Source organism: Candidatus Villigracilis sp., assembly GCF_057083605.1.
Map to the genome: position 1 here is coordinate 15,657 of NZ_JBXMTI010000135.1, position 18,518 is coordinate 34,174.

15 protein-coding genes and 1 pseudogene are annotated in these 18,518 nt (G+C 48.5%); 12 read left to right on the plus strand and 4 right to left on the minus strand.

Annotated elements, in window-relative coordinates:
• The 5 genes from AC14M5_RS19830 (at position 1) to AC14M5_RS19850 (ending at position 4,226) form a co-directional block, all read left to right on the plus strand.
• A complete protein-coding gene (locus AC14M5_RS19830) occupies positions 1-570 on the plus strand; it encodes a thymidine kinase (protein WP_484031446.1) in 570 nt (189 codons plus the stop codon).
• A 104-nt stretch (positions 571-674) separates the two neighbouring features.
• Positions 675-1,232, plus strand: coding sequence for a hypoxanthine phosphoribosyltransferase (hpt, locus tag AC14M5_RS19835; protein WP_484031447.1), 558 nt, complete (start codon positions 675-677; stop codon positions 1,230-1,232).
• A gap of 26 nt (positions 1,233-1,258) precedes the next feature.
• A complete protein-coding gene (locus AC14M5_RS19840) occupies positions 1,259-2,932 on the plus strand; it encodes a tRNA nucleotidyltransferase/poly(A) polymerase-related protein (RefSeq protein ID WP_484031448.1) in 1,674 nt (557 codons plus the stop codon).
• A complete protein-coding gene (locus AC14M5_RS19845; protein WP_484031449.1) occupies positions 2,929-3,465 on the plus strand; it encodes a ribonuclease H-like domain-containing protein in 537 nt (178 codons plus the stop codon). The genes AC14M5_RS19840 and AC14M5_RS19845 overlap by 4 nt, the downstream gene beginning before the upstream one ends.
• Positions 3,462-4,226, plus strand: coding sequence for an alpha/beta fold hydrolase (locus AC14M5_RS19850; protein ID WP_484031450.1), 765 nt, complete (start codon positions 3,462-3,464; stop codon positions 4,224-4,226). The genes AC14M5_RS19845 and AC14M5_RS19850 overlap by 4 nt, the downstream gene beginning before the upstream one ends.
• Positions 4,227-4,286: 60 nt before the next feature.
• On the opposite strand, the gene AC14M5_RS19855 is transcribed toward AC14M5_RS19850, so the two are convergent.
• On the minus strand, positions 4,287-4,721 hold the full coding sequence (locus tag AC14M5_RS19855) for a response regulator transcription factor (RefSeq protein WP_484031451.1): 435 nt from the start codon (positions 4,719-4,721) through the stop codon (positions 4,287-4,289).
• Between the two features lie 503 nt (positions 4,722-5,224).
• On the opposite strand from AC14M5_RS19855, the gene ppdK reads away from it, so the two are divergent.
• On the plus strand, positions 5,225-8,071 hold the full coding sequence (ppdK, locus tag AC14M5_RS19860; protein WP_484031452.1) for a pyruvate, phosphate dikinase: 2,847 nt from the start codon (positions 5,225-5,227) through the stop codon (positions 8,069-8,071).
• A gap of 164 nt (positions 8,072-8,235) precedes the next feature.
• Entirely contained in the window at positions 8,236-9,306 is a 1,071-nt protein-coding gene (locus AC14M5_RS19865; RefSeq protein WP_484031453.1) for a hypothetical protein, read from the plus strand.
• 19 nt (positions 9,307-9,325) lie between these two features.
• Here the strand turns inward: AC14M5_RS19865 and hemW are convergent, their stop codons facing one another.
• The gene (gene hemW / locus AC14M5_RS19870) at positions 9,326-10,555 is read right to left on the minus strand and encodes a radical SAM family heme chaperone HemW (RefSeq protein ID WP_484031454.1); all 1,230 of its coding nucleotides are present in this window, start codon (positions 10,553-10,555) and stop codon (positions 9,326-9,328) included.
• A gap of 110 nt (positions 10,556-10,665) precedes the next feature.
• Here hemW and AC14M5_RS19875 point away from each other — a divergent pair, with 110 nt between their 5' ends.
• The gene (locus AC14M5_RS19875) at positions 10,666-11,133 is read left to right on the plus strand and encodes a twin-arginine translocation signal domain-containing protein (protein ID WP_484031455.1); all 468 of its coding nucleotides are present in this window, start codon (positions 10,666-10,668) and stop codon (positions 11,131-11,133) included.
• A 180-nt stretch (positions 11,134-11,313) separates the two neighbouring features.
• On the plus strand, positions 11,314-12,147 hold the full coding sequence (locus tag AC14M5_RS19880) for a glycine-rich protein (protein WP_484031456.1): 834 nt from the start codon (positions 11,314-11,316) through the stop codon (positions 12,145-12,147).
• 40 nt (positions 12,148-12,187) lie between these two features.
• On the opposite strand, the gene AC14M5_RS19885 is transcribed toward AC14M5_RS19880, so the two are convergent.
• Together AC14M5_RS19885 and AC14M5_RS19890 are read right to left on the minus strand one after the other, a co-directional pair.
• Positions 12,188-13,342, minus strand: coding sequence for an MFS transporter (locus AC14M5_RS19885; RefSeq protein WP_484031457.1), 1,155 nt, complete (start codon positions 13,340-13,342; stop codon positions 12,188-12,190).
• Entirely contained in the window at positions 13,339-14,172 is an 834-nt protein-coding gene (locus AC14M5_RS19890; RefSeq protein WP_484031458.1) for a class I SAM-dependent methyltransferase, read from the minus strand. The genes AC14M5_RS19885 and AC14M5_RS19890 overlap by 4 nt, the downstream gene beginning before the upstream one ends.
• Before the next feature lie 159 nt (positions 14,173-14,331).
• Here AC14M5_RS19890 and AC14M5_RS19895 point away from each other — a divergent pair, with 159 nt between their 5' ends.
• The 3 genes and pseudogenes from AC14M5_RS19895 to AC14M5_RS19905 form a co-directional block, all read left to right on the plus strand.
• Positions 14,332-17,601 carry a hypothetical protein gene (locus AC14M5_RS19895; protein ID WP_484031459.1) on the plus strand — a complete coding sequence of 1,090 codons (3,270 nt, stop codon included), beginning with the start codon at positions 14,332-14,334 and terminating at the stop codon, positions 17,599-17,601.
• A gap of 320 nt (positions 17,602-17,921) precedes the next feature.
• Positions 17,922-18,305 carry an adenosylmethionine decarboxylase gene (speD, locus tag AC14M5_RS19900; protein WP_484031460.1) on the plus strand — a complete coding sequence of 128 codons (384 nt, stop codon included), beginning with the start codon at positions 17,922-17,924 and terminating at the stop codon, positions 18,303-18,305.
• 7 nt (positions 18,306-18,312) lie between these two features.
• Positions 18,313-18,518 (plus strand): annotated as a pseudogene (locus AC14M5_RS19905) (polyamine aminopropyltransferase); the annotation flags it as partial.

The following is an 18,518-nucleotide window of genomic DNA, read 5'->3' on the forward strand; positions in this document are numbered from 1 at the left end:
ATGAAGCATACACAGGGTTCTATAGAAGTTGTTTGTGGTTCAATGTTCAGCGGCAAGACAGATGAATTGATCCGCAGGCTTGTAAGGGCGAGGATTGCAAAGCAAAAAGTGCAGGTCTTCAAACCCGCCATTGATGTGCGCTACGCAGCTGAAAAAGTGGCATCTCATGCTGGTTCCACCTTCGATGCTATTCCTGTTGAAAAAGCCCTCGATATTCGTTCGAAACTTGATAAAGATACAACCGTCGTCGGCATTGACGAAGCCCAATTCTTTGACCCCGAAGTGGTGACCGTTGCCCAGGAATTGGCCGCGCGAGGTGTGCGTGTGATCGTGGCTGGCCTGGATATGGATTTTCGTGGCGAGCCATTTGGCTCCATACCGGTATTAATGTCAGAAGCAGAGGATGTTTTGAAGCTTCATGCCATTTGCATGGTATGCGGCGGCAATGCCTCCCGCACACAGCGATTGGTTAATGGAAAACCCGCCCGTTATGATGAACCGATCGTGATCGTTGGAGCATCTGAATTATATGAAGCACGCTGTCGTCAGCATCACGAAGTCCCGCGTTAGCGGGGCGAGGTCCCGCGCTAGAAAAAAACCACAGATTGCGCAGATTTAACAGATTAGAAATCAGCGTCATCTGAAAAATCTGCGGATAATGTAATTGGTGAATTATGCAAAACTATCAGGATGTGCTCGCTGAAATTTTAATAGATGCTGAAACCTTACAAACGCGCGTCAAGGAGCTGGGCATTCAGATCAGCGCGGATTATTCCAATGAAGACCTGCTGCTCATTTGCATCCTGCGTGGCGGCGTGCCATTCATGGTTGACCTCAGCAGGCATATTACTTTGCCGCATATGATGGACTTCATGGCAGTTTCATCCTATGGTGTGGGGAATCGTGAATCAACTGGCTCTGCCCGCGTTACTCTTGATCTGCAAACGGATATTCGTGATAGGAATGTATTGTTGGTTGAAGACATTATCGATAGCGGACATACCATCTCTGCTGTTTTACAAATGCTCGAGACCCGTCAGCCAAAAAGCCTGAAAGTTTGCGCCCTGCTCGATAAACCCGAGCGGCGCGAAGCGAATGTCCCAATTCATTATCTTGGTTTCGCCATTCCAAATAAATTCGTATTTGGTTACGGGCTCGATCTTGATGAATACTATCGTAACCTGCCTTTCGTTGGCGTGGTTGACCTCGACAAATATAAACCATCCTCCTGATCCTTGAATTGGATGGGGTTAAAATAATGGACAAAGAAACTTCCAATTCTGAAAAACTTCATTCGCCATATGCAGGTCGTTGGGTGGCCCGCGTGCGCGGACGCATCGTTGCGCAGGGCGGCACACCTGAACAGGCTCTGCGCGCATCACAATCCAGCCGTTATAAAGAAAAACCAGAGATCATTTTTATGCCAGTCCCTTTTTCATTACCACCCTTGATAGATAAGATAAAGGATGCCCTGCCCGCCGATCAGGAGATTTATCTCGTCGGTGGGGCAGTGCGTGACTTATTAACTTCCCGCCTCGCACCCGACCTGGATTTTGCTCTGCCCTCGAATGGCATTTCCCTCGCTCGAAAAGTTGCCAATACCCTCAATGCCGATTTCATGCCTCTGGACGATGAACGTGATACAGGCCGCGTTGTGCTGACTCAAGAGGATGGCAAACGTATCTACCTCGATTTTGCTACTTATCGCGGCGCAACTCTGGAAGAAGACCTGCGCGCCCGTGATTTCACCATCAATGCCATTGCATTCAACCTGCGCGATAACACGATCATTGATCCCATGGAAGGCGCAAGCGATATTCGTGCCAAAGTCATCCGTGCCTGCTCACCAAATTCATTATCAGATGACCCCGTCCGCATCTTGCGCGCAGTGCGTCTGGCCGCGGGGCTTGGATTCAAAATAGATAAGAACACCCGCGAGTTGATGAAACAATCCGCAGACCAGCTTGGGCGCATTTCTGCCGAACGCCTGCGGGACGAAGTCTTCAAGATGCTTAACAGCCCCAAAGCAGATGCGTCCATCCGCGCGTTGGAAATGCTCGGCGTGTTGCAACACCTCATGCCTGAGTTGCTCGCTATGAAAGGCGTGGAACAATCTCCGCCGCATGTCTACGATGTCTGGACACATACCCTCGCCGTGCTGGATCAGCTCGACCAGGTCCTTTCTGGTTTGCGTGTGGGTTACGATGCTGATAAAACGAACGATATGTTCACAGGTCTGCTTGGCTTGCGCCTGGGGCGTTACCGCGAACAAATTGCAGTGCATCTCGCAACGCCACTTAATGTGGATCGTTCACATCGTTCACTGCTTTTCTTCGCCGCACTGTATCACGATGTGTGCAAACCCGAAACAAAAACGATTGATGATGCAAAGCGCATCCGCTTTTTCGATCACGACGTCAAAGGCGCAGAGGTTGCCGCAAATCGCGCCCGTGCCTTCAACCTTAGCAATGATGAAGTCGATAGATTGCATGCCATCATCAAAAATCACATGCGGATTCATTTCTTCGCTGATCGTATGATAAATGAAAATCAAACACCTTCGCGTAAAGCCATTTATCGTTTCTTTCGCGATAGTGGAAAGGCAGGCATAGATATCATCTTGCTCGGCCTGGCCGACCTGCGTGCCACCCGAGCCAATGAGCTTACAATAGAAACATGGACTGCCTATCTGGACATCGCCCGCATTCTGCTTGAGAATTATTGGGAACGCCCTGAAGAAGTGGTCGCCCCGCCGCGCCTGCTGGATGGGCACGAATTGATGAAAGAGTTAAAAGTTGCACCTGGCCCCATGGTGGGTCAGTTGCTTGAAGCTATCCGCGAGAATCAAGCCGCAGGCAAAATTGAGAACCGTGAGCAGGCTTTAACTTTTGCACGCGAAGAATTAGCGAAAGGATTTAATGGTGAATCATGAACCTTGTTTTCTTTGACCTGGAGTCACAAAACCTGTTCCAGGATGTTGGCGGGTATGAAAATATAGAAAAACTGCGCGTTGCATGCGCAGTTACCTGGGCTACCAAAACCAATGATTTTTCTGTCTATTGGGAGAAGGATATCCTGGCCCTGATTGAAGAATTAAAATCCGCGACAAAAGTCATTGGATTCAACCTGCGCGGATTTGACTATCAAGTACTTCAGCCTTATGCACCTGAAATACGCTTCGCCTCTCTCCCCACCCTTGACCTGCTCCTCGACCTGCAAAAGATTCTTGGCTTTCGCATCAGCCTCGATACCATTGCCAGCGCCACCCTCGGCGCAGGCAAGACTGCCGAAGGTGTACAATCGGTTGAATGGTTTCGGAATGGCGAGTTGGATAAGGTCGCTGAATACTGTAAAGCAGATGTAGATATTACACGCCGTGTCTATGAATTTGGACGCGATAATGGACATATTTTTTATAAATCAAAATTAGGCAGCAAATTGAAAGTAGAGGTCAAATGGAAATGAACACTATTACTGTAAACGGCATTGACTTGGCTTATGCCCGTCACGGCGCTGGAAAACCACTTCTGCTGATCCATGGTTTTCCACTCGATCACACCTCGTGGGATCAAGTATCACCCTTACTGGAAAATGAATTTGACTTGATCTTGCCTGACCTGCGGGGGTTCGGTGAATCTACTACAGTTGAGTCTCAATATACGATGACAGACATGGCGGATGATCTCGCAGGTCTACTGAATCATTTGGGGATTGAGAAGACTGCTATTGTAGGTCACTCAATGGGTGGGTATGTAGCTTTGGCATTCGCCAAAAAATATCCGCAGCGCGTAAGTGGGTTGGCATTGATCTCTTCGCAAGCCGCAGCAGATGCACCCGAACGCAAAGAGGGGCGTTATAAAACTGCTCAGGATGTCGCTGAAAAAGGGGTAGGTGTAGTAGTTGAAGCCATGGCTCCTAAGTTTTCGGATAATGTGGAAGTGCAGGCGTCCACCCGTAAAATGATGGAAAGACAAAAGCCATCTGCCATGATCGGTGCGCTTGAAGCGATGGCTGAACGAGATGATTTACTGCCGCATCTTTCCTCTTTCAGCTTTCCACTAGTGCTTATTCATGGAGATCACGATGCCTTAATTCCAATTGACCGTGCGCGCGAGATCAAAACAGCAATTCAAGCGGCGCACCTGATCGAAATACAAGGCGCTGGCCATGTGCCGATGATGGAATTTGCGAAGGAAACCGCCGAAGCATTGAAAAAATTGAAGTGAAATAAACATCCCCGCTACGAGTAGCGGGGATGTTCGTTAGAAAACAGAATCAGGCCCCGGCTAGGATGGAAGCGGCTGTGTGTTTGGGGACACTGAGTCTGTATTTTTCAGTTTGGACTTATCCAGCAGTGCGCCAGTCCGCCTGACCATCTTCCTGATATGTGCAACCAGCACGCCGCTTGGCACAGGCTTCACCAAAAAGTCGTCGGCGCCTGCATCTAAAACGCTGGCTACCATGCGGGGATCGTTGATGGCTGAGAGAATAAGAATGGGAACATTACTGAATTGGCGAACTGCTTTGCAAACCTGCCATCCATCAACTTCGGGCATCATTAGATCAAGGAGCACAACACTCGGATTATTTTCCCTGGCAAGATTAATACCTTCCGCACCGCTGTTGGTTGTGATCACTTCAAAGCCATGCGTCTTTAATAGCATGCTCATTAATTCTGTAATGGCAGTATCGTCGTCAATTACTAATATTTTTGTGGACATAATTTTCTGTTTGCCTATTATCACTTATTTAGCCATTATTGAACTTTGCAATGAGTTTACAGCTTGTATTGTCCTTTCATTAACAGCACTTTTGCCCTTATCCGCTAATCTGCGCCAATCTCCGCGAATTCTTGAAATGATTAGTGTCGATCAGCGTGGACATCGTGCCCGTAGGGTATCAGCGGATTATTTTTGAGTAAGCGAAAGCCCAAATTAAGTAATTTAAGTTGCTACCTTGTAATAAAAAGGAACGTGTCACCCAGAAGGAGCGCGCTCTCCGCGACTGAAGGGTCGCGGTTTACGGTGTCAGAGCTGCTTCGGGGCGAAAAGCGCCCCTCAGCATGACACAACGGGAGTATGTAGCAACTTGAGGTAAGTATTGGATTGAAGTCCGCTCATCTGGTGATATTTGTCATTTGGAATTTAGACTGTTTTTGGTAAAATATTTCACAATCAACATCCAGATTTTAATAAAATCATTTCAATCCTTGTAGGAGGCTACAATGACCAAATGGGTCTATTTATTCAATGAAGTGAAAGAGGTAGAGAAAGTTGCCGGTGATTCATGGGATGATGTGAAAGCGCTGGTGGGCGGCAAAGGTTCGGGTCTGTTGGATATGACGCGCGCGGGGGTTCCCGTTCCGCCATTTTTTACAGTAACCACTGAAGCATGTAACGCATATCAAAAATTGGGGAAATTTCCCGCGGGGCTGTGGGAACAGGAATTAAAAGCACTAAAGGCAATCGAAAAGAAAACAGGCAAGAAGTTTGGAGATTCTAAAGACCCTTTGTTGGTCTCTTGCCGCTCAGGCGCAAAGTTTTCCATGCCTGGCATGATGGATACAGTCTTGAACATTGGCCTCACTGATCAAACCGCCGAAGGTATGGTGGCGCTGACGGGGAATCCACGTTTTGTGTATGACTCATATCGCCGCTTGGTGGAAATGTTCGGCTCCGTAGTGCTCGGAATTCCAGATGAAGCTTTTGAGCATCCGCTGGAAGAATATAAGCGCCGCAAAGCCTACAAACTTGATACCGACATGACGGCCGAAGACTGGAAGCAAATGGCGGAAGAGTTCAAAGCCGTCGTCAAGAAAGAGAAAGGCTTTGATTTCCCTCAAGACCCGCATAAACAATTGGAATTGGCAACTGAGGCGGTATTCAAATCCTGGAATGGCAAACGCGCTATTGATTATCGTAATGCAACTGGCATTTCGCATACCCTTGGAACGGCAGTCAATATTCAGACCATGGCTTTTGGCAATATGGGCGATGACTCAGCTACTGGTGTGGCATTTACCCGTAACCCTTCCACAGGCGACAAAAAGATGATGGGTGATTTCCTTTTCAATGCCCAGGGTGAAGATGTGGTTGCGGGCATCCGCAATGCGAATCCAATTGAAACTTTGATAGACCGTATGCCCAAAGCTTACGACGAGTTCATGAAGATCACTGCGCGGCTGGAAAAACATTACCAGGATATGCAGGATGTTGAGTTCACCATTGAGCGCGGTAAATTGTGGATGTTGCAGACACGCAACGGCAAGCGCACGGCTAAGGCCGCAGTGAAGATCGCAGTTGAGATGGCTAATGAAGGCCTGCTCACGAAGGAAGAAGCGGTGGAACGTGTTACACCTGAAAATGTAGACACGCTTTTACATCCGCAGTTTGATGAAGAGGCCAAAGCAGCAGCAGAAAAATCGGGTGCGCTGATCGCAAAAGGTGTGAATGCATCTCCGGGCGCGGCAGTGGGGCAAATCTATTTCGATGCGGATACTGCCGAAAGATTTGCAAAGGAACAGAAGCAGGATACTATCATGGTGCGTCCCTTCACCAAGCCAGATGATGTGCATGGCATGATCGCCTCCAAAGGCGTGTTGACCAGCGAGGGCGGCGCAACATCACACGCGGCGGTTGTTGCCCGTCAGTTTGGCATTCCATGTGTGGTGGGAGCATCCGCGATCAAGATCGATCTTGAGAAACGCATCATGACCGTTGGCGAAGTGGTTGTTAAAGAAGGTGAATGGGTTTCCGTGGATGGTACCTCCGGGCAGGTCTTTGCCGGAAAAATCCCCATGACCACTCCTTCGCTTGAAGAGCAGGTTGAGCTAATGACCCTGCTGACATGGGCAGATGAAATTTGTGCCCGCAAAAATATGCGTGCTGCACCCAAAGGCTGGCCCACCCGTGGCTTGCAAGTATGGGCAAATGCCGATTACCCGAAGGATGCCCGTCGCGCCCGCTCTTATGGCGCTGTTGGTATCGGTTTGTGCCGCACTGAGCACATGTTCTTTGAACCTGAACGCCTGCCTATTGTTCAGGATATGATCCTCTCCGATACGAGCGAAGGACGTACATCCGCCCTCAATAAGCTTCTGCCTTATCAGCGCAAGGACTTTGACGGACTCTTCGAAGCAATGGATGGTTACCCGGTCATCATCCGCTTGATCGACCCGCCTCTTCATGAATTTATGCCTGATGAGGAAAAACTATTTGAAGAAGTCGTCACGATGCGCGTTAAAGGCGAGACCGACGGCTTGAAAGCCAAAGAGGATTTACTGGCCGCGATCAAAGGCATGCATGAATCCAACCCGATGATGGGCATGCGTGGTGTGCGCCTGAGCATATACATGCCTGAGATCGTTGAAATGCAGGTGCGCGCCATCTTCGAAGCAGCTGCAGATTGTACAAAACGCAGCATTATCGTGAAGCCCGAAGTGATGATCCCGTTGACCGGTACAGTTAAGGAATTGGAATGGATCCAACCTCGCCTCGAGCGGATCGCATCCGCTGTGATGCAGGAAAAAGGAATTCAATTTGACTATAAATTTGGCACCATGATCGAAATTCCACGTGCAGCAGTGACCGCCAGAGAGGTGGCGAAGCAGGCAGAGTTCTTCTCCTTCGGCACCAACGATCTTACTCAAATGACCTACGGTTATTCGCGCGATGATGCTGAGCGCAACTTCCTCATCACATATCAAGAACAGGGTATTTTGGAAAAGAATCCCTTCCAAACAATTGACCGTGATGGGGTTGGTAAACTCATGCAATGGGCCATCAAAGATGGTCGCGAGACCCGCTCAAACCTTGAAGTGGGCATCTGCGGCGAACACGGCGGCGACCCTAACTCGATTGAATGGTGTCACTTGATTGGCAATAACTATGTTTCATGCTCACCTTTCCGTGTGCCGATTGCTCGTTTGGCAGCAGCACACGCGGCGTTGAAATATCGCCCCGCAAAGAAGGCTGCTGCCGCGACACCCAAAGTGGTCAAAGCCAAGGCGAAATCTTCCAAAACAAAGTCATCGCAAAAGTCCTTGAGGATAAAGAAGAAATCCAAAAAGTAAACAAAAAATTCCCGCCATATTGGCGGGAATTTTTTGTTAATTCACTTCATGTGGCAGTGATAACCCCGAAATTTGACCGTAAAAATCTATATTAGTCAGCTCGGTGAATAAACTTGCTTTTCAATATGCATTAGTGCTACTCTGATAATAAGGAGAATTATAAAATGAAGAACAAAATCCGACCCCTTACATTTTTTTCGATGTTGGTCTTATTCATCCTGGCATGTAACATGCCGGGTTCCATATCGACCGCCACAAGCGCACCAACAATTGCAGTTGAAGTGTTGCCAACATCCGCACCACCACCATCCGTGACGCAAGTGATATCCATATCACATATACTATTCCCTGCCTCCGCGCCCGATTCGAAATTGTTCTATGATGTTGAATCTTCCGCTACTGCGCCTGATAAATGCGCACCTTATGGCGATTCTTATGACATCAACCGCCTTGAACGCCCATTCCTGCAAGATATGACTTACATCCCCGACCTTGATGTGGAAACATTCAGCCTTAGCAAGGATGCCGATTGGTTTTATGTTTCCATGCGCTTGATTGGCAGCGACCCCAATAATGCACTGGGCATTAACTATGCCGTTGAATTGGATAACAACCTCGATGGCTTCGGTGAATTTATCATCCTTGCCCAGCCGCCCTACACCTCAGATTGGAGCGCGGATCATGTCCGGGTATATGCCGATACCAATCACGATACTAGCGCCATCTCACCAGATCGTTGCGACGCACCAATTGCCACCAATGGCTATGATTCGTTGATCTTCGAAGGCGGACGTGGAAAAGGGGATGATCCAGACCTGGCCTGGGTGCGGATCAATGCAGGCACTAATGCAACAGTTCAATTCGCATTTAAGAGGGTCTGGGCAGGTAATATCTTCATGTTTGGTGTACTGGCTGATGCCGGGCTAAAAGATGTTGGCCAGCTTGATTATGTAGACCGTTTTAGCGAGGAAGAAGCTGGGTCGCCTATCAAGAATAAAAAGGATTATCCACTGAAAGCGCTTTATGCAGTTGATAATACTTGCTGGGAAGCATATGGTTTTGATGCCACAGGGTATGAACCCAAAATATGCCCGCCCCAGGTGCAACCCACAAAAGAACCTGGGCAAGCACAAGACCAACCGGGGGTGCCTACGTTGGTAGGTTGTCAGCCGCAAGCGTGTCCGGGAGGATGGTGGGTAGGCGAGCCGGTTTGCGGCTGCGATTATCTCAAATAAACGTAGTTGCAAGTGGGATTTATTCTATGAACCTTATGAATGCCTGATTGCCAAGTAATCTTCCGCGCTTGGTTAGCCTATAGACCTCCGAGTTCTTAAAGAACTCGGAGGTCTTGCATTCAAGCAAACCAACATGGATGAGTTCTTCGATTTCCTTGGGATAGACATCCAAAAGCCCGCTTCCGAATCTTAATCTGAAATCTGATTCAGCGACACCGCCATTCACCAGCCTGAGATTGTTCAACATGTACTCGGAGATGTCATCCTTCAACGTTTGTTTGTGCTGGTTGACAGTGGCAGGGGAAAGAGGAAAAATGAGATTAGAGATTGGAGAATTAGGATTCGTAAAGCGTTCGATATAAGTTTTTATCCGTAATACGTTTGAGTAACGATAGCCGCCCGCATATCCATGCGCCCCTGCGCCGAAGGCCAAATACGGGAGCGAGCGCCAGTATTGGAGGTTGTGCCTGCACTCGTAGGAGCGTTGAACGTTCAAAGTTGAACGTTCAGGGTGTTTCGCCCAATTCGAAATTTCATAATGCACATATCCATTCACTTCAAAATATTCACAAGCCCATTCGTACATTTCCGCAGCAAGGTCGGGGTCGGGCAGGGGGAGCAAGCCTTTGGATGACCATTTCCCAAAGGGCGTGCCGTGCTCCAGAGTCAATGCATAAGCGGAGATGTGTTCGGGATGAAGATCAATCACTCGCTTGAGCGTTGTCTGCCAGGTTTGCATGCTCTGTTCGGGCAGACCGTAGATCAGATCAAGGTTGAGATTGTCGAAGCCTGCTTTCCTTGCAGTGGATACGGCTTCTATAACCGTGAAAAAATCATGTGCGCGTTCCAGCATGCGAAGTTCTTCTGTATTGGCGGACTGCACGCCGAAGCTGATACGGTTGATGCCCGCCTCACGAATCGCATTTAATTTATCTGGTGATATTGTGCCCGGGTTGGCCTCAATACTGATCTCTGCGTCAGCGGCGAGTGTGAAGGCGGCGGACAAGGCCGACATAACAGAATCAAATTGAGTTCCAGAAAGAAGCGAGGGCGTCCCGCCCCCGAAGAAGATGGTTTTGGTTACGATGGATTGTTCCGCAGCTAGTCGACCTACGTGTTCAATTTCCTTAATTAAGGCATCCACATAAACTGGAATCAATGACTCCTGCCCGGCATAAGTATTGAAGTCGCAGTAGGCACAGCGGTGTTTACAAAAAGGGATGTGGAGGTATATTGATGTATCCGGCATTTCAAGGGCGAGTGTAGCATATATTACGATTGACGACTTTAATGGCACATATTGACGGTTATTCGACTGTGCATATATAATTCCCTGTAATAATAAATCAGGAGATTGTGATGACGCAAAAGAAAATATCCCGCAGAGATGCGATCAAATTACTAGGTGCTATTACTGGCGCAACTGTGCTGGCAAACTTACCGTCTAAATGGAGCACGCCAGAGTTGGTTTCAGGCGTGTTGCCCGCCCATGCGCAGACTTCTGGTTGCCCGGCTGGTCAATCTACGATGACTGTTTTTGTGCAAGGAGACCCTGGTATTTTTGTTGCCCCATCTGGCTCTTTTACCGCTTCCGGCACTTATACGACGGGCTATACAGCCCTCTTCAATTGCCAGTCAGGTTGTTTTGGTATGGGGGTAACAGCATTTCCTCCTCTGACTGTTTATGCTCTATTTACCGTAAATGGTTCGGTTGTATTTGATCAAACTTTTAGCAGCAATGAGCATTTTGTTAATGTAAATGGTGCAACGGGAGATTTTGCAATCGATGGTAATCCAGCAGGTTGTACACTCCCCATTAAATCATAAAGCATCCACAACGGAGATGGTCAGGCTATTTTGATTTGGTAGTTTTTTTGTGAGTTGAAAGTTACAAGTTGAAGGTTACAGGTCGAAGGCCAATGACTTTCTACCTTTTTGTTTAATGGTGGACATTAATACTTGCATTGGATATACTATCAAAACTATTTTCGAAATGGAGCATGGGCCATGCCAAATAAGAAACTATCCCGTAGAGATGCGATTAAAATAATGGGAGCCGCGATTGGGGCGACAGCATTGGCAAATTTACCCTCTAAATGGAGCACGCCAGAGTTGGTTTCAGGCGTGTTGCCTGCTCATGCACAGACATCGGTTGTGGTTTCTTGTGTTGGATATGCGCCCGGGTCGCAGACTTTTTCCACGCCGGGGATTCTTGATTTTGTTGTACCAGCATGTGTCACCAGCTTAACAGTCGATGCTTATGGTGCGCAAGGTGCTTATAGTGATGGAAATGGTGGTTTAGGTGGACGTGCAACATTTAATATTTCCGTAACACCTGGTGAAATATTGACAGTTCTTGTTGGTGGTGTTGGTGGTGTTGGTGGTGCTAGTGTTGGCGGTGTTGGCGGTCTTAATGGCGGTGGAACTGGTGGGAATGGGAGTGGTGGGAGTGGTGGGAGTGGTGGTGGTGGTTGGTCTGGTGTACAACGTGGTTCTACTATGTTGATTGTTGCTGGTGGGGGGGGAGGCGCAGCATATGATAATGGAGGCTTTGGTGGTGGTGTAACAGGTGGTAATGGGACTGGAATTTCTCCAGGTTTTGGCGGTACACAAGGGGCAGGTGGTGTAGCAGGCGGTAGTGGTGCGACAGCTGGCAGTTCTGGCACTGGCGGAAACGGTGGTAGTGATTTTATTGGTGGTGGTGGTGGTGGTAGTGGGTATTTCGGTGGTGGCGGTGGTGGTAATGGTTCTGGTGGTGGTGGTGGTTCATCATATCCGCCAGTGGCTACACATCAACAAGGGGTGCGCAGTGGAAATGGTCAGGTTATTTTGACCTGGTAGTGTTTCTTTAGGCAAAAAGTTGAAGGTCGAAAGTCCAAGATTATTGGCTTTCGACCTTTTTATTTTGAGGAAGCCCGATCAATAATGCAATGGGTCCGAGTAAAAGAATCCACATGGCGTTTTGTAAACCGAATTGGTCGGCGAGGATGCCGATGAGGAGAGGCAGGGCCTTTGCTAATGGAGTTGTGACTGCGCCGATCGCCATGAGGCTGGCGCTCTGACCAGGCAGGCTGGAATATAAGCGTCCCTGCAGAATTGGATACCAGCCAGTGTTGAACAGATTGACAAGGATGACGAGGATGATTTTTTGAATTAACCCAGGTACGAGCATGAACGCGATGAAAGCGATCGCATTCAGGATCGCAGTGCGGCGCAGGAATTGCATTGTGTCTTTTTGTTTATCGACATATGGAATGAAAAGAAAGTCAGTGATGAGACCCATCACCAGCCACACTATGACGGCGATGCCTGCCTGTGATTCACTGGTGCCGACGACATCCACGAAGTAAAGCGCGAGAAAACTAAAAAGTACATCAAGCATCAGGTCGGCGAATTCGAGCAGGAGCAGCCAGCGCCAGACTTCCTTGCGTTTGAGGGCGGTGAAGGCGGCTTTGAATCCGTCGAAGACTTCACCCAGGGAAGGAAAAGGCGAGTTCTTTTTGTCGGCGGGGAGATAGCGAAAGGCAATGATCAAACTCAGAGCGGAGAGAGAACCGAGCAGAGCGTATGTCCCACGCCAACCCAAGCCAAAGTAGACGAACAATCCCAGAAGCAATGGACCAGTCACCACACCGAGAGAGCCGGCAAAGGTCCAGCGCGCCATGTTCTGTTCGTGGCGAGCTTCGTCAGAGTCCATTAAGTTCGCTTGTGAAAGGCTGACATAAGCGCCGGAGGAGGGAAAGAAAAGGATGAATGAGAAAAGGAGAAGGTAGAAGGAGGTGCTGGCACTGGTCATGAATAAAGAGGCTGTAAAAAGAATTCCGCCTGCGAGGATGAGCAGGCGCCTGCGCCAGACATCGGCGAGGATGCCGATGAACGGTTCGATGAAAGCGGCGATGACCCCGGGTAAGCTGAGCAATAAGCCGATCTGGGTGTAGCTAAGCTGGAGGTCATCACGGATGAAAGGCCAGGCAGTTTCACCTACGCCGAAAACCAGCTCATCGATGAATTCGATCAGCAGATAGACAAAACTCATGCAAGTAATCTCATCCTTATGACAATGGCAGCAGGCAGTTCGCTGAAATTTCCACCCCAGCCAAGCGGGGTCGTTTGCGGGATCTCAGGTGGAAAGGCACGTTCTTCAAAACCATCGAGGATGAATCCATTTTGAAAGCCGAGGTTGAGATAGTATTGAAGCGGGCGCTCGAAATAGACCTGCGGCCTGGGCTGGTTACGAAGGGCAAGTCCGCGCCGGTGATGAGGCGTCATGTAATGCGAGACTTTGATGGAGTATACGGTTTTGATCTCACCTTCATCGTCCATTTCTTCCATCACATGCATGGACGAGGCATTGTTAAAAGCGGGGTGCATGATGCTGAAGATAAAAGTCCCCTTGGGTTTGAGCAATTTGGGCAAGGTGCTGAATAAAGTTTCAATATCTGCCATGTCGAAGAGAGCCATGTTGGAGAGTGCCGAATCGAATTTATGCTCACCGAGGGAAAGAAGCTGGGATGCATTTGTGGCGTCGATTATGTGATACGTAATACCTGAAGCATATTCGGCTGTGCGTTTTTTGGCATATTCAATCAGGTTAGCGGAAAAGTCAAATGCTGTGACAGTTGCGCCAAGTTCGGCCAGTTTGCGTGTGGTCAAGCCGTTGCCGCATGCGATGTCGAGAATTTGTGAATCAGGTTTCAGGCCCGTACTGAGCTTTGTCGAAGTATCCAGAAGAGAAGCGAGTGCAGGCCAGCACAAAACATTGAAGAAGTCATTGCCTTCATCACCCATACGTTTGTCCCAGATTTGAGCATTGGCATCCCAAGCGTCGCGGGTTTCTTCATTCAGATCATTGAGGTTTTCTGTCATTTCATTCTCCTAGTATTGGCTCGAATTTAACCACAGATTATCAGGCTGTTGGATTGATATCTTCGTATAGATTAAGACCAGGAATTGATACTATTTTGAACGAATTATTTGCATCGCGCTTTGTATAATCATATTGGAATGCGACTTCTTCGAGGAAAAATGAATATCAAGTTTTCGAAAAATTTTTCACGGGGGATTTTTGCCCTTATGCTGGCTTTGCTTTCAGGTACATCGACCCCAGCCTGGGCGGATGATGTTCTGCCTGTCAGTAGTAATGCGGTTTTTTCTCAATTGGATCTTTACGCCAACATTGAAACGATTGGAGTTGTAGTGAGCGGGGCGAATCTTCCGAAGACCGCGCAGTTGCTGTATCGTCCAAAAAATGAAGCCACCTGGCGTACTGGTCATCAACTCATGCGCATTGACGATGGCCGACTCGTTGGCAGTTTGTTCGGGCTATCTCCTTCTACATCGTATGATATTAAGGTACTTGATGGAACTGCTGAGATCAGCGGTTCGACTATTACCCAGCCAAATGAACTTCCATTTACTCCTTCTACCTTTGTGTATGTGAATGATGATGCATCCCCCGGCGGAGATGGCTCTGCGGCTGCGCCCTTTCAAACTATTCAGGAAGGGGTAAACCGTGTCACGGCGGGAACGCAGGTGCTGGTTGCGGATGGTATTTATTATGAGGCGATAACATTCCCAGCTTCGGGAACCGCCGCTAATTGGATTCAGGTGAAGGCGCAGGGCAGCGGCGCAGTTTTGGACGGTTCGGTCAGCATCACTACAGATTGGCTGCCTTATGAGCAGAAGTCGCATGTATGGTTTACGAAAATTGGCCCATCAGCCATCAAATACTTTGGGCGTGATCAGAAACGCTTCTACATGTATGATGACCTGACCGGGCTTTTGAACGCGAGCGGACATAACAAAGTAACGATCACCGAGGGTTGGTATTATGAGGCCGTAACAGGACGGCTCTATGTGCGCAGTCTGGAGGATCCTTCAACCCACACCTGGCAGATGCCTACATTGAACAGAGCCTTTGACGTGAGTGGCCGCGATTGGATCTGGATCGAGGGGTTTGAAATGCGATTCTATGGAATGGGAACAGGAAGTTGCGGCATATGCACGCTGAATGCCTCGCATGTGGTGATTCGCAAAAACAGGATTCACAACATCCAGGTGGGAATCTTCATTAATTGGACAGGCGGCGATGACCGTGGTAACGATACTCGCATCGAATACAACGAAATCTATGATCCGCCCGTGAATGAGTGGCCCTGGAATGCTGTCAAAAGCACTTCAATGGAAGGGACGGCCATCGTCCTCAGAGGACATATTGGGGCGATTGTGCGCGACAACGATGTGCATAACTTTTTCAACGGCATCTATACAGGTTCGTCAGCCACATTGGAAAACCCCGCCGTCGCCTTCGATGCTGACATATATAACAATCGTATCCATCACATCAGCGATGATGCTTTGGAGCCAGAAGGCGCCAGCATCAATCAGCGTTTCAGAAACAACACGGTGGATACCATGCTGGTGGGAATTTCACTTGCGCCGATCACGTATGGCCCTACCTGGGTGATGCGTTCCACCTATTCCAATTTCGGCGGGAGAAGCATCAAATGGGATAGAAACTCAGATGGTATTGTGCTGATCTATCATAATACAAGCTGGACGAATCAACTGAATCTTAATTTGATGGAGATGATCAGCCCGGTGCATAACGCGGTCATGCGGAATAACATATTTCAGGGAAACGGCTATTCCATTGAAGAAGCGCAAACTGGTTCAACGGGAAACGATTGGAACAATGACAACTGGTACACTGCACGCGCCACTCCACACTTTAAATGGGAGAACATACAATATACCACCCTCCTTCAATTCTGCTCGGCGACGGGGCTCGAATGTAACGGACATGAAAATCCCCCGGGGCTCGTCAACCCGGGTGGCGGAAATTTTACGCTTTTGCAATCAAGCCCAAACATAGATCGAGGCGTTGTTATTCCTGGCATCAATGATCAATTCATAGGAACTGCACCAGATATCGGCGCGTTCGAGTCTGCGTTTGGAAGTCCACCTCCGGTGGTTATCACTCCCGCCATAGTTATCACACCCACAGTTGAAATTATTCCGCCGGTCATCACGGGTATCCTGCGCGCTGACTCCAATCCCACCACTTCCAATATCATCCATTTCACCACAACCTTCTCAAAGGAAGTCACTGGCGTGGATGCAGGTGACTTTGTGCTCACTACAAACGGTAATATCACGGGCGCAAGTATTGTAGAAGTGAGTGGATCTGGAACTGCATACCTTGTTACCGTCAATACCGATACAGGTGATGGAAGTCTGCGGCTCGATCTTTTGGATAATGACAGTATCTTTGACCTCACAAATATCCCCCTGGGCGGAGTGGGTATGGGCAATGGCAACTTTAATTCAGGCGAGGAATATACGATTAATAAAATTGTGCCTGTGGTAGTCAACAGCCTTCGCTTCGACCCCAACCCGACAGTTGCTCGCGAAGTCCGTTTTGCAGTTAACTTCTCTGAATCAGTGAGCGGAGTGGATGCAGGTGACTTCACATTGGTCACATCAGGAAGTATCTCAGGTGCAACTGTGACGGGTGTCCTCTCAAGTTTAGGGAACACTTATATTATTACCGTGAGTTCATGGATGGGCAATGGAACTATCCGACTCGATGTAATCGATAATGACAGCATCGTTAATACCAACGGTCATCCCCTCGGCGGAGTGGGTCTGGGAAACGGGAATTTCAGTGCAGGGGAGCAGTATTCGATTGAGGCCCCTCCCGTCATCTTAATTAGAGAAACGTTCACTTCCAATGGAGCCGCTGATGGTTGGGTGCTGGAATCAAAAGAAGACAGCAACCGAGGCGGAACAAAGAATTCATCCGAAGTCACCTTCAACCTTGGCGATGACGTGATGGATCGTCAGTATCGTGCCATTTTGCAATTCCCCACCTCCTCACTGCCTGATAACGCGCTGATCACCATGGCGATTTTGACGATCAAGAGTCAGGGCCGGGTTGGAACCGATCCATTTAATACACACCAAAATATCCTGGTCGATATCCGCCGCGGTGCATTTGGCGCTCCACTTGACCTCTTTGGAATCAATCTTTTGCAGGCCTTCGCTTTTCAATCCCTGTCCAGCCGTGATGCGGTGGGGATGATCGCAGCCAATCCGCAAGGCGATTGGTATTGGTCAACGTTGGATGCATCTGCTTTTCCTTATATTAACCTGAGCGGCGTAACACAGCTCCGCCTGAGATTTCAAGTGGATGACAACGATGACAGGGGAAACGATTATCTAAAGTTCTATAGCGGCAACTACAGGGAGCAGGTAAATCATCCCCAATTACTAATTGAATACACCGTCCCGTAGGGGTTGGCGGGCGAAGCAAAAAACTTCTGCATCATTTTGCGCGGATTTCAAATCATTATTCCAAATAGCTTTTGGATAATGATTATGACCCACACAGGGCATGTGATGATGATTTTGATCCCCAGACGGTGCTGATGTAAAAAATATTCACCTGTTTAAAAGATTGACACTCCACAGTAACATAGTATAAATACGCTCATAGAGTCTGCTCGAGAACAGTTTCACTCGTTACGCAAGGAAAACATCTTGCGGATCGTTTTGAAATAGAAAGATGGTGTTCTCAAGCGGGTTCTTTCATTTTTTAATCCCTGGAGGTGTAAGTGAACGCGACTTTGAAATTGGGAGAGCATTTTATTTTCGATCTCTCCGACTGCAACCATGAAATTCTCATGGATAGCGAGCGAGCCTATTCGCTGTTTGCGCAAGCCGTACGTGAAAGCGGCTTGACGGTTGTGGATGAGGGCTTTTACAAGTTCAGCCCACATGGCTTTACCTGTTTTTTGCTTCTCGCAGAGTCGCATGCGAGTCTGCATGCCTGGCCCGAACATGGCTATTGCGCGATCGACCTCTTTACCTGCGCGAACGGCAAAGACATGATGCCCTTATTGATACGCCTCAAGCAGGCGTTCGGCGCGGATGATTTTGCGCTGCGCAAGCTTGACCGCGAAGCATATATCGATACCAGAATACCGGTAGCGATATAAAAGCCTTATGAGTATTTGGTTTACGGAAGAACTCCACCCCTATTACCGCAAAGGGGTGCGAGTGAAGCGTGTGCTGGCGGACGAACAAACCCAATATCAACACCTGCAATTTGTCGAAACCGAATTTTTCGGGAAAGCGATGATTCTGGATGGAATCATCCAACTGACCGAACGCGACAACATGGGCTATCACGAGATGATCGTCCATGTGCC